Below are 15,628 nucleotides of genomic sequence, written 5' to 3' on the forward strand. Positions count from 1 at the left end.
ATGAGAACTTTCAGTTCTTCGATTTGTGACTAAAAAAGAATAGAAAAGGCGACATCCGAAGATGTCGCCTTAAAGTCTCCCCAAAAGATACTGCGTTTTTTTGCTTAGTGATGCGGGAAGGTCGATTTCACCAATGCAAAGTAGGCGTAGAAAAGAACGGCAGCCGTAATTGCTGTGGTGGTGATGAGCACTTTCAGACGGTGAAGTTTGGCCACATCCCACGTTTTGCCAGCCGGTCCGAGAACGGGCTTTTCCACAGAGGCGCCGTAGTAGACGGCTTTTCCACCCATGGCGGCATCCATCAGCCATGCAGCAGCGGCCATAGGATAGCCAGCATTGGGGCTGTCGGTTTTTTTGGCATCGTCAACGACGTTGTCAAAAGCTTGTTTGGGTTTGAAGGTCAAGAGGTAGCCCACACCGATCATAAGGAAGGCGGTGATGCGAGCGGGGATGTAGTTCAGGATATCGTCGAGTTTAGCGGCAGAGCAGCCCAGTTGCTTGTACTGTTCTGTCTTGTGACCCCACATGGAGTCCATGGTGTTAACAGTCTTGTAGACCCACAACAAGGCGGGCCCACCCAAGCACAGGAAGAAGAAAGGAGCAATGAAACCGTCGTTGAGGTTTTCGCTCATGGTTTCTGCCAACGTCTTGCGCAACGTGGGGGCATCCATGCCAGCTGTATCGCGGGTAACGAGACCGGCCAAAGCTTCTTGAGCGGCCTTGGTGTCACCACTGTCGATCAAGCGGGAGACTTTGTTGCCTTCGCGCAGCAGACCGCCCAAAGACAGACCGGCATAAGCGAAGTACAGGGCGATGAAGATGCCGATGGCTGGGATGGAGATCAGCAGTTCAACGACGATCGCCACGAGGATGACCAGCACAAGCATGCAGACAAAGCCATAGCCACATTTGGAGTTGGGAACAGCGGACGATCTGGATTCAAGCCAATTAAGCACCTTGCCGATAAAGCAGACGGGATGGGGCAGGGCTTTGGGGTCCGCAAAGATCAAGTCGAGAACAACAGCCAATAAGGGTACAATGAATTCCCAGTGCATAGCGTTCCGTGTGGTTTCGACCGCGTCGACAAATCAGTTCGACGCAACCAGGTTAATGGCAAACGGCGAACATCCGTAAGCGGAGTTCGCCATGCCGGAAAATCGGAGTGTTTTCCGACACACTTCACCAATTGAGGTCATGATTCTCCGTGTTTGGCTATCCCGAAGAACGGGTAGCGCACAGGCGTCGACAAACGAAGCGATAATAAGGCGAGAACGCCAAGCGCGCGAAAAAGCGATCTGTTGGTGGGAGGATTCGTGCGAGAGTAAAAACCGGACTGCGGCGGCGTGCGCTGTCGCTGAGACGGTGAAAAAAGCCTTTTTGACAGACGCTATAATTCGTCGCCCGCAAAGATCAAACCGAGAGGTCCGCCGAACACGCGGCATGCTATCGGTTGGGCAGGCGCTTCGAGTGCTTGAGAGAATCGGGGTGCGCTTTGTGGGCGCGAACAGAGACCCCCTCCGGACGACATGAATCGACTTCGTCATACACGTGTTGATTCGTTTCGGAATGTTGACCGTATTATCGGATGCTCCCTTTTCTACAGGGAGACAATACCGGGACAAAACTCCGGCCATATCGGGAAGGGACAGCAATGATGTATCGAAATGCGCTATCGACAAAGGTGCCTCGATTCGGTCAAGAGACCGAATGTGTCCGAACGTCCCCGAAAAGGTGGAGGCGGTTGGAACAACGAATGGTAAAGACGTTGTTGAGGACGAGGTTGGAATCGACGCGCTTGACCTGAAGGACCGCACAATGTCGATCGATTTTCCCGCGCTGCATTGAAATGTTGTTCGAAGGGTCGAACTGGGGATGCGGTGAAAACGAAACGACCGGCGGGGCTGCATACAAACAGTAAGAGCTGAAAATACAAATGGAGCTGTAAGCGAGGAGGGCGATACACGACGACGTCGGGAGCGCATAAAGCGCCACGCTCGGGAAACCGACTGTACACGGGATGTGTTGCAAGTATTGCTGATTGCTTTGCTATCGGAATTTCTTAAAGAAAAAAGACCGATAACGAAGAGCATCAGTGGTCGTAGAGTTACATCGACCGATTGTCCCATGCCATATCACCTCGCTCGTCGGGCCGGTTGGTACCGGGCCATGAGTAGATTGGTGTTTCCTTACCTGGATGGGGCGTCTCTGGCAAGGTGCTGTCCCTGGGGGTAATGGATAACAATTTGAAATTATTGTGAAAATAAAATGAGAAAATTTTCACTTTTTACAAATCAAAGAAAAGTCATCAAATGTATCGTACCAATAAACTCTGTATCTGTATTGAATACTATACTCTGGACGGAGGATATATATCGTATCAAATTGATAAAAACTACTGTTTTTTTTGGATAAAATTGATAGTTGGCCATGTTTGGCATGGTGTTTTAACGAACATTTTGGACCCGTAAATATAGTGCAAGCCCTATCATTGTCGTTGCGATACCGAGCCATCCCATAGGGCCAGGAAGGGTACCTCCAAGCAGGACGGCTTCTCCGGCTAAGGAAAAGACAACTTCCATGGACTGGGTGCAGTCGGCAGCGGTGAGTTGAGCCGCTGATTGAGCCGCATGACGGGCATAGAGGAAAAGACTTGTGGCAATCACTCCGGAAAAGAGCGCGACCAGAGCTGTATTTGTCAATTGATTGAGTGATGGGGGCGGAGGTGACGTTACGGCAATCAGGAGTGCCCATAAGGGAAGCGATCCGAGCGTTAACAATAACACTCGACAAAAAGGATCGTTGAGCGGTGGGGCATCCAGATGAGGAATACGACTGGAGCGACTGTTACGAGCTTCCCAAACGAGCTGGTTGCCGAAGGGGTAAGCAAACGCTGCACCGAAAACGGGGAGTGCTCCGAGGAGAACATCACGCCACGAGTTGGTTTCCGCTTGTTCGAGGTTGATGAGCAGGACTCCACAGAAAATAATGAGGGTCAGAAACACCGCACGCAAGGGAACGGGACGGCCAAAGGCGAACAGGACAATGGGCGTCGCGAGAATGGTTGTCTGCCATGTGGCTGCGACAACCCAGGCAGGGGCATAGGTCGCGCTGAAACTGATCAACGCATAAAAAACACCGAAACCAATGCCTCCGGCAAGGCTCCAGAAGCGCCAATGACGTGCAAAGAGGCGAAGCGATTCGAAAAGCAAGTGACGACGAAAGAAGAGAAGCCCAAGGACAAGAAAAGCAAGCATCCAAAAATAGCGAAGACTTGCCGACCAGACCCAATGCCCGCCCTGCAGACTCATAGCTCTGTTTAGTACAAAGGTTGAGCTGAAAAAGAACGCGGCCGTGATACCGACCAAGATGATTTTCATCTCCATTTCCTCACTATAGATTCAGAATTGAAAACGGCATGCCTACGCAATGCCTTCAATTTTGTCCAGGCAGAGAGAATCATATGAGGAAACAACAAAGCGAGCCTCTACTGGCATCGTATGGTCTGCGTAGAGGGACGAGGTGGTGGGCTATGGAGCAACGTCGACAGGCTGCCCTGGCAACATTGCTCCATAGGAGATATCTTCGCTAAAGAGGAGCGGTTTGATCGGAATCAATGAGGCATTGCCTGCAGATACCGCGTAAAACGGCCGCCGAGCCGGTGATACGGCCCCATTTGACAGCCTCTTCCGGAAAGTTGAGGTCATCGAATTGAGACCATTCTATATCACGAATATCTCCGCATTTTTTGCAAATAATATGATGATGTGGAAAGAGCATGGGCTCATATCGAGCTGAGTCGTCCGTCGAAGAAACTTTGCAAATGAGTCCAAGATCGCAGAACGTCGCCAGCGTGCGGTATACCGTATCGAGCGAAATCGTTGGGATTTTTTCTCGAACACGGCGATAGACCACGTCTGCAGAAGGATGGTCCTCTGCTTTGACAATTTCTTCAAGGATCACCATGCGCTGATGCGTAAGTCGCAGGCCGTGCAGTTCACAGGTCTTACGACATGACTTAATTTTGCGTTCGGCAAGGGCCGTTTGATCGTATTGGTTCATCATTAAGAATTGATCTTATAGATTGAGTGAAAAAAGTCAATGCCACTGACAGTCAAAGTAATGGAAACAGCTTGTTCTTTTTTTCGCAAAGATATCGTTTTCGATTGGAGACTTCAATAGGGATATTTCCCGACTTTGATGATTTCAGACGGATGTTGTGGAAAGTTCGGTTCATATTGCCAAAATCTTTCTCGAACGATATCTCCACACTATATAGTTACGTATCATGCCTGTGTAAACGGTCATGGAGGAGGAAGAGGGAATGGCTGATCAAAAAAAAGGCGCCTTACATAGTTGGCGTGACACTGCAAAAGATATTATTTTAGCGGTGTTGGTGCTCATCGTTATCGCACAGTCTGTGCTATTGTGGCGAAGTGGGACGGTCGCGGAGTCTTCTGAGTCCGTCTCGGAAAATCCAACGGCTGCTGCGGTCGCCACGGAGGGGCCCTCCGCTCCGTCAGCCATAATACATGAACGTGAAGCACAAGAAACGACTGCATCAACGCTGGATCAAAGTGCTTCAAAGCCTTCCTCTGATGCGTCAGCCTCCTCGACTCCGACAAGTGAAGATATGTCGGCCTCAACAGAGTCCGGCGACCAAGGCAAAATGGCAGTTTCCGTCGCGGGTGTTTTTATCAATCCGCAACAACGTCGCTTTGTTTTTGTCGCATTTGATGCTCCGGTCGGTCCACAGGTCACGCAAGGGGAAGTGATTGCTGCTCAAACTCCTCCTGCGACTCTTGCACCGGAGATTTCCGGAAATTGGGAATGGCTGTCTCCATTTCTGGCTCGTTTTACGTCAACAAAGCCGTTTACGCCCTCTGTACGTTATACCGTGACGATAGCCCCGCAGTCCGTGTTGAAGGATCCAGCCCAATTTACCGGGAAATCCGCCTTTGAAATTGCGTTTGGCGATTTTCAAGTGGAAGATGTGACGTTCAATCAACGCGTCGCGGAAAAAGGTGGTGCCTTTGTCCATATTCTCGGCCGGATTGATTTCAATCAAACCGTGGGTCCTCAAGCGCTCATGCATCATATTGCCATGTATCGAGATGAGAATGGGAAACAGGTCTCGGTGCCATTGAGCATCATAACGACCTATTCTTCGTCCCAAATGGAATTTGAAACGGAATCTGTTGAGAAAACATCTGCGGGACAGACGTATACACTGGTTGTGAGCAAAGGCTTGAGACCCCGTGAAGGTGATATCGAGCTGCCTCAAGATGTGCGTGAATCCTATACACTCAAACTCGACCCTTTCATCAGCATAGAAAATGTTGAAACGCAGTCCAATATGGGCAGTGGAGTCATTCGCTTTGAGTTGTCGACTCCTGTATTGATTGAAGCTCTCAAACGGCATCTCAGCGTTACTCCTGATACGCTCTATTCTTTGACGATTTCGGGAACGAGCGTCACCATGCGCGGAGATTTTACTCCGGGGGCAGAGTACCGTGTACATGTGAAAAAAGGATTGCAAGCCGAGGATAGCGCGGTTTTGAGTCAAAATTTCAATGCTACAGTACGTATGCCGGATCTTGCTTCCACTGTGGATTTTGCCAGCCAAGGCATGTTTCTTTCCCGTTCCGGTTACGGCAATTTAGGTCTGACTTCGGTAAATACGAATGCCGTTGATGTGCGGGTGGACAAAGTCTACCTCAATAACCTGTTTGCGCTCTTTAATTTTGAAGGGTGGCAAGTTTTTCGTGATGAATATTATGATGGTCAGATCAACCGGGCTCTTGGTCGGGAAGTCACACGCTTTAAGGCAAACGTCCCGTATAAACAAAATACCACGGTGAATTCTACCCTCTCTCTTCCGGATCTGGCTGCGAAGTCTGGTCCTGGACTGTACAGAGTTGCCGCCACGGTTCCTGGCCAATATCAGGGCGCACAGCGTTGGGTGCTGTTGACTGATATCGGTCTGGCAGCCAAACTCGGTACGGATGACGTGCTCGTGTACGCCGGTTCGTTTGCGGATAATGCTCCTATTCCTCATGTCGAAATTCGTATTGTCAACGAGCATAATCAAGTTGTGGCTGAGGGGAGAACCAATACAAATGGGTTGTTTTATAAAAAAGGATTAGCCAAAGCATTTGATGCTGCAAAACCATATATGGTTTGGGCTCGCAAGGGACACGATACGTCTTTTCTGCTGTTCGACCAATTCGGCATTGACACCGCCGGCCTTGATGTGGGCGGTAAAACCCTTTCGCCAGAAGGATACAGCGCGTTTGTTTATGGAGAGCGTAATATCTATCGCCCTGGTGAGCGGGTTGAAGGCATGATCCTGGTTCGCGATGCGCAGCTTGCCACGCCACCGACAATGCCTTTGGTGTTGCGTTTGAACGATCCGCGAGGAAACCGGATAGATGAAACAACTGTTCGTCTTGAAAGGCAGGGCGCTGCCGGATTCCGGTTTGAAATGCCCGATTATGCGCAAACCGGCCGGTATGCCATGGATGTTATCGTGGCAAATACGGTCATTGGCGAATATCGATTTCAAGTCGAAGATTTTGTGCCGGATCGGATTTCTGTCGACATCACATCGAAAATCGTTGCCGCAGCGCCGGGAAAACCTCTGCAATATGATGTCTTCAGTAAATATCTGTTCGGTGCTCCCGCTTCAGGGATGAGCGTCGATACCACGGTTGGCCTTATTCCCTCTGATTTCAAGCCCAAAGGCTTTGATGACTATACGTTCGGTGATCCGGATCGCCGTTTCGAAGCAAAAGAAATATCCAAGCAAGATGGTAGACTGAACGAAGCCGGTGAAGCGTCGTTTTCTGTCGATATTCCGGAGAATTTATCTCCTCCGGCAGGATTAACCGCTGTTGTTGTCGCTCGAGTACGTGAACGTGGAGGACGCGGCGTCAGTGCTGTGAGGCATATTCCGGTTCATGCGTATGCGGCCTATCCTGGTTTACGTGCCGATAATGAAGGCGCAGCCGATCCGGGCAAACCGTTTCATTTTTCGTATGTTCTCATCACTCCGGAAGGTGAGCCCGCAACAACAGGGGCACTGACGGCACGGTTGATTAAAGACCGTTGGCAAACGGTATTACGCCGGAATGATGATGGTGTATTTGCCTACGAAACCGTTCGTGATTCACGCATAATCGATTCGAAGACCATTAAAGCTCCTGCTGGACAAGGCGCTTTCCGGTTCGTACCTCCGGATTTTGGTTCATATCGGGTCACACTTGCCGATCCGGCGAGCGGCGCTTCTGCATCGTTGTCGTTTTACGCTGGTGGATCGGGCTATGCCCCGTGGGCTGTCAAAAATCCTTCGCGGCTTGAGCTTGTTACCGATAAAAAAGACTATGCCGTCGGTGATTCCGCTCGAATTCAAGTCCGTGCACCATTTGCCGGTACGTTGCTGCTTACATTGGAAAATGATCATGTTGTTGATGCCGGCGTGTTCACTGTGACCGGGAACACCGCTGACATTACGTTAAACCTGCCCAAAGCCTGTGCCCCCAATTGCTATGTGACGGGGCTGTTGACACGAACAGGAGATTCTTTTGGTCCGGGTGAGGTCTCGCGTGCTTTTGGCGCGACAAGTGTCGGGGTGGGGCGTAAGGCCGGTCAGATTGATTTGGCCGTGAATGCTCCTGCTTCCATGCGTCCGGAAAATCCGTTGGCAATTGAAGTTACCGCAACGCCGGGTGCACTTGTTACGATCGCTGCTGTGGATGAGGGAATTTTACAGCTTATTTCTCAGAAAACCCCTGATCCCTTTGAATCATTTTATGCCAAGCGTGCTTTGGCGGTGAACTCTTTCGATATCTTCTCATTATTGTTGCCCGATATTCCCTCCGTCGATGGTTTGGCTCCTGCTGGCGGAGGCGGTTTTCTGGATAAACTCAAGCAGATGGTTCGCACCAATGCCCTTCAGGGAGAAGCCCCAGTTGCGTTTTGGTCGGGGCCACTCTTCGCTGATGCAACAGGGATTGTTCGAACGACGTTCACCATTCCGCGTTTTCAAGGGGCATTGCGTATCATGGCAGTTGCCTCAGATGGCGAACGTTTTGGTTCAACGGACAATACTGTCCTCGTCAAAAGTCCATTAGTGCTTATGCCGACGTTTCCGCGTTTTCTCGCTATGGGTGACATTGCCGATGTTCCCATTACAGTGCGTAACGATACGGACGCCGACGGTGAGTTTCTTGTTCAGCTCGCCGCGAAAGGGCCGGTTCACCTGACACAGTCTGAAATGCGTATCTCCATTCCTCATGGAAAGGAAAAAACAGTCTTTTTCAAAGTGCAAGCCGATCAAGCTGAGGGACAAGCCGATTTTACGGTGACGGCGAATGGGAATGATGAAATGGCGAAGTATACGGCAGGCTTTCCTGTGCGCTCGGCCTATCCCCTTGTGACGCTCGTTGATGAAGGTGTTCTCAACGAGTCTCAAAAGACCATTCCCGCGGCAGACCCGGCGAATATGGTGCCAGCGACATTGCGGCGTTCCATTCGGGTCGGCGGATCGCCTATTGTTCGCTTCAGCGATAAGCTTCAAGATCTGTTGTTATACCCTTATGGTTGTTTGGAACAAACCGTGTCTCGCGCCTTTCCTTTGTTGTATATTGCGGATCTAGCGGCGACGTTGAATCCGGGCTCATTCGATAAAGGCAATGTTCCGGCTTTTGTTCAAGACGGAATTACGCGTGTGTTGTCCATGCAGTTGTCGTCCGGCCTGTTCGCCATGTGGCCGGGGTCGTCCTATGTCGATACGTTTTCCAGTGTCTATGCGGCGGATTTTCTTGTCCAAGCCGATCGCGCTGGATATGGCGTCAGCCGGTATAATCTCGACAAGGCAATACAAGCGCTTCAAAATACCGTGCATGACGAATCTCTTACGAAGCGGTCGATAAAAACCGTCGTGTACGGTCTATACGTCTTGGCATTGGCAGGCCGGGCTGATTTCGGTGTAATGGATCATTTGTTTGAAAAAAGCGCTGCCACCATGTCGGAAGCTGATCGGGCATTGCTGGCTGCGGCCTATGCGGCTGTGGGGAACAAGCAGGCCATGTCCCGGCTGCTCAAGATGACGTCTCCGCTTCATAAAGAGGGAGCTCCTGCGGCATCAGGATATGAGGAGAGAGACGCCTTTTCGTCGGCATTGCGAAATCAGGCGCTCCGTATCAATGCGCTTCTTTCGGCGGACCCGTCGTTTCCGGCCCTGCCAAACCTGGTGCAGAAGCTGAGCCAGGCTTTAGCCAATAAAAAGCTGACATCAACCCAAGAAAACGCCTTTGCGCTGTTGGCCCTTGGACGATATGCCGAAATGGAACGCAAGCAAGGATCGTCTTCAGGAACTGTGTATGTGGGGGATACCGAACTGGGGCGTTTCACGTCCAAACAGGCCTATTCCGCAGAAGGGGTAACAGGGGAAGGACCTGTTCGTATTGTACTCGAAAAAACGGTCAAACAGGGTTCAGTCTTCTACAATGTTGTCTCTCGGTTTGTGCCAACGGCGCAGTCCTATACTCCCAAGGCGAACGGCTTGTCGGTTATGCGGAGTATCATGCATCGTAACGGCACTCCGGTGGAACCGGGGGAAGCCATGCCACAGGGCGGATTGCTGATTGTCAAAACGTCGGTATCTCCTGGAGACGATCCCATCGATAACGTTGTTGTTCAGACGTTGTTGCCGGCCGGGCTGGAAGTGGAGAATCCGCGTCTCGCCACAAGTGAACAGCAGGTATCGTTTGCGAAAGAAGCTCTGTTCAAGGCTCAATACACTGATATTCGCAATGACCAGTTTCTCTTCTTCATCAACTTGAATGAAAAAGGTTGGGTTCACCAATATAGTCTGCTTCGTGCGGTCACTCCGGGAAAGTTTGCTTTTCCACCGGTGATGGCGCAGGCTATGTATGACCCGCAGCGTCAGGCGTATGGTGATGTTTCCACTCTTGATGTCACTATGACGCCGTAACCCGAGACAAGGCCGGAATGATGTCGTTTGCGCGTTATATTATCGTCTCCTATCGCATTACGTGGCACGATGGCGTATACAGTGCGGTTGTGGCCGATTTCAGGCAGCGCCGAATTCTGGCTCAAGCGAAAAGCAGTGTCGACCTGGGCGAGATTTTGACTGAACTCGATGATCTCGCCCAGGATATGGCAACGGCACATGGCCTCCCGGTCAAAGTTGAAAATTATTTTTTTGATCCTATGGAGAAGGGAATCTATCTGGAGAAGCGAACATTTGAACCTGTCCAGAGCATGGAGTTCGAAGCAGAGCCTGTTGCCTCCAGGACGGGGCGTGTGACTCGCTCTATGGTACAGAGCGATCTGTTTATCGCGGTTTCAAAAATCGTGCTCTATTGGATGATTGTTGCAGCGTTCACCGCTTTGCTGATTTATTTCTATGCACTGCCTTTTCTCCAGGCATTTCTCATTGCTCTTGCTATCGCGCTTATTCCGTTTTGGGGAAGCATTACAGCGACGTTTCAACATGCTCGCAACGATATGGAGGCACAATGGGGGGGAGATGTCGAAGAGGCAGAAGTACGGCCACGCCCTGTTCTTCCTCCTGGGAAGGAACAGGAAGAAAGTACGGAGAAAACGCAGGAATACAAAGCGAGTTAAAGGAAGGTTTCAGGGGATATCGTGAAGAGCAAAGAGCGGATGTTGTCTCGCTCTGTATGATGGATCATATTGACGATGACACAGAATGCATACTCTCATAGAGAGTTGATGAAGTCAGCGAATACACCGTGATGTACCTCCTGTACGAACGTTCAGTTTCTTCCATACAGGACGATGTTGTGGGAGAACTCGACAGGTGTTATTTCGACCAGGGATCGTCAAGACGAATGGGTTTACCTTGACTTGCCTTGCTCGCAGTGTCCTGCGCTTTCTGCTTCTCAGCTTTGAGCCGTTTTTGCTCGGCCAGTATGATTTGGCCGAGTACGCGCTCTTGGTCATCGTCTTTTTTCAGAAACACTCCGGCAACAAGATTTTGAGCACGCCGAACGACGCGTACTTTCAGGTCGGAAAGCACGGTTGTTTCTTCTTGCGCGAGATCGCATTTGAAAACGATGCCGACTTTGAGAGCGGCTGCATTGGTGGATATTGCCACTCCAGAAACACTTATGTCTTTTATTTTGATGGGGTAGGCTTTGTTTTTACCATGAATGACCAACATAAGGCCGGCAGGGCTGACCCGGTAGCCGGAGCGACGTTCCTTTGTCTTCGTAGATACAGACAATTCCATGGCGCGACCTAGTGTGATATGGTTAATTTTTTCGACCTAATAGCAAATATAATGTAAAATGAAAAGATCAAGAATGTATTTCTTTTCAATTCGAAATCGAGAGAAAAAGCTATTTTTTTCAGCTTTCGGTAAGGGAATCTCAATCATTGGGATTCTTGTACTGTTTGGAATAGGGGGACTGTATATTTTATCATGGTTCAGTCCTCTTCCCGAGCAAGCGCTGTTTCCACATCCCGCTGTGCGAGTTATGGATAAAGATGGGAATGTTATGCGGCTATTTTTGCCCCATGACGACATGTGGCGCTTTCCTGTGGAACTTCAAGATGTATCTCTGGATTATATACAAACGGTGTTGGCCAGTGAGGACCGTCACTACTATCAGCATCCGGGCATTAACCCGTTGGCTATTATTCGAGCTGCGATCGCTAACATAAAAGCAGGATATGTGGTCAGTGGGGGATCCACCATAACCATGCAGCTCGCGAGACTTCTCGAACCCAAAGAACGGACGGTATGGTCTAAAATAATAGAATCGTTTCGAGCGTTGCAACTGGAAGCGACGTACGACAAACAGACGCTGCTTGAGCGCTATGTCAATTTGGCTCCATACGGGAGAAACATTGTTGGTGTAGGAGCTGCCGCGTATTTTTATTTTCGCAAGGCTCCGTCTTCATTGTCTGTGGCGGAAGCCGCATTGCTGACCGTCTTGCCACGGGCGCCAACAGCATTTGATCCCATTCGCAATCCCGACGTCTGCAAAGCCGCGCGAGATCGTGTCCTTGATCAACTCGCGGCACATGGCGTTATTACTGTACAACAGTCTGTTGCCGCCAAAAGCCGTCCATTACCGACCAGTCTTGCTCCGATTCCTTTTCGTGCGCCGCATTTTGCACGCATGGTTCGCGATGGCGCTGGCAACAACGGCGTGGTGCATACAACCATTGATGCCGGCATTCAGACCGCAACCCATAAGGTGCTTGTGACTGAGCTTGCCGAACTTCGACGTCAGGGCATTGAAAATGCTGCTGCCGTGGTTATTGAAACCGAGACCGGGGCTGTGCGTGCCTTTGTCGGGTCGGCAAATTTTTTTGATGCCGACCATGCCGGTCAAATCGATGGTGTGACGATGCAACGTTCTCCCGGATCGAGTCTGAAACCACTGTTGTATGCCCAAGCATTCGACGCCGGGATCATTGTCCCCGATTCCATTTTGCTCGACGTACCGACACGGTTTGGATTTTATGAGCCCCGAAATTACGATGGTCAGTTTCGGGGACGAGTGACGGCGGAAGACGCATTAATCCATTCTCTCAATGTTCCGGCTGTTCGCTTACTGTCTGAAGTTGGACTGGATTCGTTTTATGGGCTCATGCGTAAAGCCGGGATATCAACCCTTGATAAACCTGCAGCATTTTATGGTTTACCTCTCGTGTTAGGAGCGGCTGAAGCTCGATTGCTTGATGTGACGGCGATTTATGCTGCATTTGCCCGTGGGGGACTGTATATGCGTCCACGACTTTTGCAGAACGATGTTATCTTACCCAATGAACGCATTTGTTCCACGGAGGCGGCCGCATTTTTAACCGATATTTTATCTCAAGTGGAACGACCTGACTTACCGCGGTCATGGAAACTGTCGCGAAATGCCGTTGCCGTGGCTTGGAAAACCGGGACATCCTTCGGGCACCGGGATGCATGGGCATTTGGGTATTCCGGACGATATGCCGTGGGCGTTTGGGTGGGGAGTTTTTCCGGAAAGCCGATTCAAGGTATTTCCGGGGCCAGACAGGCTGGACCGCTTCTCTTTGATGTTTTCAAAGCAATAGAGCCCTCCGGGTCTCGATTGCCAAGTTTCCCAGGTGCGCATTTTGGCGAAATTGTCGTCTGTGAATTGTCCAGACAACTGCCAGGGCCGGCATGTCCGGAAACGCGAACCATTCGTTCCATTCCTGGAGTGTCACGATTTGTTCCCGACACAACGCATAGGCGTATTTTTCTCGATGCGGACACAGGCTGGCGGTTGCGTGGCGATTGTCTTGCCGGCCATCGTGTTGTTTCCGGTGTAGCGATTGTGAATCCCCCGGAACTCACGGCCTGGCGTTTGCAAGAAGGACTACCGGTGGAACCTGTTGCGCGCCTTGCTCCAGAATGTCGTCATGACGAAGCCGATGCCCCACACATTCTTTCACCAATAGATATGGCAACGTATCAATATCGACAGGGAGTGCCCAAACAGTACCAACGTCTTGCTTTTCAAGCACGTCCCGGACAAGGCGCCGTTGAGAGCATGTTGTATTGGTATGTTGATGGGATATTGATTGGCCAAGTAGAACCGGGACAGACGCTGTTTTATGACCTTGAACCAGGGCGACATGATCTTATGGTCGTTGATGAAAATGGGGCCAGCAACAGTATTGTTTTCATTGTTGAGAGCAGAAAGGGGGCCGGTTGATGGAACAAAAAAAATGGAAAATTGTGATTCTCGGCCTGATACTGACGGCAATGGGGGCTCTTGTTTTCTCTGAACCAGCATATAGTCAACAATGTCGAGTCGATACATTCCGGCCAGTCATTTTAGTTGGGCATTCGAACCGCAGGGGAGGTGCACAAAGTGCCCGGGGCCGTTCGGAATTTTTGTTCAATCAAAAGCTTGCTGCTGCTTTGGCCGATGGATTGCGCCAGGCCGGGTTCTCGAAAACAGTCCTTGTCAATTTCGAGGGGAATGTGGATAGCCTTGAGGCCAAAGTACGTGCAGCAAAAGCGGCTCAAGCGGATATTGTTTTGTCGATACACCACGATTCCGTTCAACCACGGTATTTGTCGAAATGGACGGTAAACGGGAAAGCGTATCGCTATTCTGATCGATTTTCTGGCTACTCGCTTTTTGTATCAAAGAAAAATCCACGATTTGGCGCCTCTTTTGCGTTGGCCAGAAAGCTCGGAGAACAATTGCGTCGACGGGGACTTGTCCCAACGCTGCACCATGCCGAACCTATCAAAGGAGAGAATCGACCGTTGCTCGACAAGAAAAACGGTGTCTACCAATATGATGGTCTTGTCGTATTGCGTGAAGCTGATGTTCCGGCAGTACTTATTGAAGCTGGAGTCATTGTACACCGGGATGAAGAACTGGATTTACTCAGTGAAGAACGTCAACAAGCTACGGTGGAGGCTGTTGTGGAAGCTGTTCGGGCATATTGCCATGGTACACCGAGAAACGGTTGAGCTCTAAGAAAAGCTGTTTCTTCCTGTTTGAAAGCAGCGTATTGGATTTGCGGCACTGTACATAACCCTGATTTTTTCTGGAAAAAAGGAGTGGAAATGCGGTCTTTAGTTGTTGATGACAGCAAGTCGGTTCGTTTTTTTCTACGAGATACCCTTCGGCAATACGGAGCATGCGAAGCCGCAGAAACGGGAGTTGAAGGCGTAAAGATGTTTGAGGATGCGTTGAAAGACAATATCCCGTTTAATCTTGTTGTTATGGATATTATGCTCCCGGAACTCAATGGTCATGACGCATTGAAACAGATTGCAGATTTAGAGAAGGAATACCATGTCTCTGGAAAAGACAAAGCAAAGTACATAATGATTTCGAGTCTTAAAGATGGCCGTAATATGATGCGTGCACATTATGAAGAAGGTGTTGCGTTATATATTACCAAACCCATTCGGCGGGAAACTTTGAAAGAAGCGCTCATTAATCTTGGATTTGTTGTTCATCCTGTACGTGAGCTTATGGATATTGCGTGAGAAACATGTTGAAGAAGTATCCCGGCCATAAAAGTGTCTTTCTTGGCGTGGGAGACGGGGGGGTGTATTCCACCTCGACCGCCATCGAAACAATATTAGGGTCGTGCGTCGCTGTAACACTTTTTTGTCGTGAAAAACGTATTGGCGGAATTTTTCATGCGTTGTTACCGGCCTTTCTTGACTATGAACATGACAAACTCCAAGTCAATCGTTTTCGATATGTAGACTCCGGGATTGATACGCTTTTTCGTCGGTTAATAAATCTTGGAGCGCTTGTTGATAAAATCGAAGCCAAGGTTTTCGGCGGAGCAGAGGACTTGATCAGCGGCAGTTTGAGCGTCGGGCGGCGCAATGTGGCAACGGCATTTGATGTGCTTTCAGATAAGAATATTCGTGTTGTGGCATCGGATGTCGGGGGGGAGCGCGGTCGAAAAATGATTTTTCTGACGTCGTCAGGAGAAGTCTTTGTGCGCTATCTTCGCTCGCGTGAAGAGCAACTTGCATTGCCGGAGCTGGAGCCAGACGTCTTTGCCAGTTTACCAACCAAAGTAAAAAAACATGGGTAGGACGCCATGAACGCTGCTGAATACGGCATGATTT

Annotated in this window: 11 protein-coding genes; 6 read left to right on the forward strand and 5 right to left on the reverse strand. The window is 50.0% G+C overall.

Annotated elements, in window-relative coordinates; genetic code table 11:
- Nucleotides 1–104 precede the first annotated feature (104 nt).
- The 4 genes from cbiB to G451_RS0113505 all read right to left on the reverse strand — a co-directional run bounded on the left by cbiB (nucleotide 105) and on the right by G451_RS0113505 (nucleotide 4,062).
- On the reverse strand, nucleotides 105–1,055 hold the full coding sequence (gene cbiB / locus G451_RS0113485) for an adenosylcobinamide-phosphate synthase CbiB (protein ID WP_027184672.1): 951 nt from the start codon (nucleotides 1,053–1,055) through the stop codon (nucleotides 105–107).
- A gap of 33 nt (nucleotides 1,056–1,088) precedes the next feature.
- On the reverse strand, nucleotides 1,089–1,679 hold the full coding sequence (locus tag G451_RS0113490) for a hypothetical protein (RefSeq protein WP_027184673.1): 591 nt from the start codon (nucleotides 1,677–1,679) through the stop codon (nucleotides 1,089–1,091).
- Nucleotides 1,680–2,444: 765 nt separating this feature from the next.
- Entirely contained in the window at nucleotides 2,445–3,377 is a 933-nt protein-coding gene (locus tag G451_RS0113500; RefSeq protein ID WP_027184674.1) for a DMT family transporter, read from the reverse strand.
- Between the two features lie 208 nt (nucleotides 3,378–3,585).
- Nucleotides 3,586–4,062: a Fur family transcriptional regulator gene (locus tag G451_RS0113505; RefSeq protein WP_051261485.1), complete on the reverse strand. Its 477-nt coding sequence runs from the start codon at nucleotides 4,060–4,062 to the stop codon at nucleotides 3,586–3,588.
- 259 nt (nucleotides 4,063–4,321) lie between these two features.
- Between G451_RS0113505 and G451_RS0113510 the strand changes: the two genes are divergently transcribed.
- The gene (locus G451_RS0113510) at nucleotides 4,322–9,994 is read left to right on the forward strand and encodes an alpha-2-macroglobulin family protein (protein WP_027184676.1); all 5,673 of its coding nucleotides are present in this window, start codon (nucleotides 4,322–4,324) and stop codon (nucleotides 9,992–9,994) included.
- A 17-nt stretch (nucleotides 9,995–10,011) separates the two neighbouring features.
- Nucleotides 10,012–10,650 (forward strand): hypothetical protein, encoded by a 639-nt coding sequence (locus tag G451_RS0113515; RefSeq protein ID WP_156921624.1) that lies wholly within the window; start codon nucleotides 10,012–10,014, stop codon nucleotides 10,648–10,650.
- A gap of 199 nt (nucleotides 10,651–10,849) precedes the next feature.
- Here G451_RS0113515 and G451_RS0113520 read toward each other — a convergent pair whose 3' ends face one another.
- Complete coding sequence (locus G451_RS0113520) at nucleotides 10,850–11,278, reverse strand: PilZ domain-containing protein (RefSeq protein WP_027184678.1); 429 nt, start codon at nucleotides 11,276–11,278, stop codon at nucleotides 10,850–10,852.
- Between the two features lie 247 nt (nucleotides 11,279–11,525).
- Here G451_RS0113520 and pbpC point away from each other — a divergent pair, with 247 nt between their 5' ends.
- The 4 genes from pbpC (at nucleotide 11,526) to G451_RS29410 (ending at nucleotide 15,594) form a co-directional block, all read left to right on the forward strand.
- Nucleotides 11,526–13,730, forward strand: coding sequence for a penicillin-binding protein 1C (gene pbpC, locus G451_RS0113525; RefSeq protein WP_281171565.1), 2,205 nt, complete (start codon nucleotides 11,526–11,528; stop codon nucleotides 13,728–13,730).
- Nucleotides 13,730–14,503, forward strand: coding sequence for an N-acetylmuramoyl-L-alanine amidase family protein (locus G451_RS0113530; protein WP_027184680.1), 774 nt, complete (start codon nucleotides 13,730–13,732; stop codon nucleotides 14,501–14,503). The genes pbpC and G451_RS0113530 overlap by 1 nt, the downstream gene beginning before the upstream one ends.
- A gap of 96 nt (nucleotides 14,504–14,599) precedes the next feature.
- Nucleotides 14,600–15,028, forward strand: coding sequence for a response regulator (locus G451_RS29405; protein ID WP_051261487.1), 429 nt, complete (start codon nucleotides 14,600–14,602; stop codon nucleotides 15,026–15,028).
- A gap of 5 nt (nucleotides 15,029–15,033) precedes the next feature.
- Nucleotides 15,034–15,594 carry a chemotaxis protein CheD gene (locus G451_RS29410; RefSeq protein ID WP_156921626.1) on the forward strand — a complete coding sequence of 187 codons (561 nt, stop codon included), beginning with the start codon at nucleotides 15,034–15,036 and terminating at the stop codon, nucleotides 15,592–15,594.
- Nucleotides 15,595–15,628: the final 34 nt, after the last annotated feature.

The organism is Desulfovibrio inopinatus DSM 10711, assembly GCF_000429305.1.
Lineage (GTDB): Bacteria > Desulfobacterota > Desulfovibrionia > Desulfovibrionales > Desulfovibrionaceae > Alteridesulfovibrio > Alteridesulfovibrio inopinatus.

Coding starts and splice junctions, on each gene's coding strand:
- G451_RS0113510 (WP_027184676.1), top strand. CDS start 4,322: ATGGCTGATCAAAAAAAAGGCGCCTTACATAGTTGGCGTGACACTGCA.
- G451_RS29405 (WP_051261487.1), top strand. CDS start 14,600: ATGCGGTCTTTAGTTGTTGATGACAGCAAGTCGGTTCGTTTTTTTCTA.
- G451_RS0113515 (WP_156921624.1), top strand. CDS start 10,012: ATGATGTCGTTTGCGCGTTATATTATCGTCTCCTATCGCATTACGTGG.
- G451_RS0113500 (WP_027184674.1), bottom strand. CDS start 3,377: ATGAAAATCATCTTGGTCGGTATCACGGCCGCGTTCTTTTTCAGCTCA.
- G451_RS29410 (WP_156921626.1), top strand. CDS start 15,034: ATGTTGAAGAAGTATCCCGGCCATAAAAGTGTCTTTCTTGGCGTGGGA.
- G451_RS0113505 (WP_051261485.1), bottom strand. CDS start 4,062: ATGATGAACCAATACGATCAAACGGCCCTTGCCGAACGCAAAATTAAG.
- cbiB (WP_027184672.1), bottom strand. CDS start 1,055: ATGCACTGGGAATTCATTGTACCCTTATTGGCTGTTGTTCTCGACTTG.
- pbpC (WP_281171565.1), top strand. CDS start 11,526: ATGGATAAAGATGGGAATGTTATGCGGCTATTTTTGCCCCATGACGAC.
- G451_RS0113530 (WP_027184680.1), top strand. CDS start 13,730: ATGGAACAAAAAAAATGGAAAATTGTGATTCTCGGCCTGATACTGACG.
- G451_RS0113520 (WP_027184678.1), bottom strand. CDS start 11,278: ATGGAATTGTCTGTATCTACGAAGACAAAGGAACGTCGCTCCGGCTAC.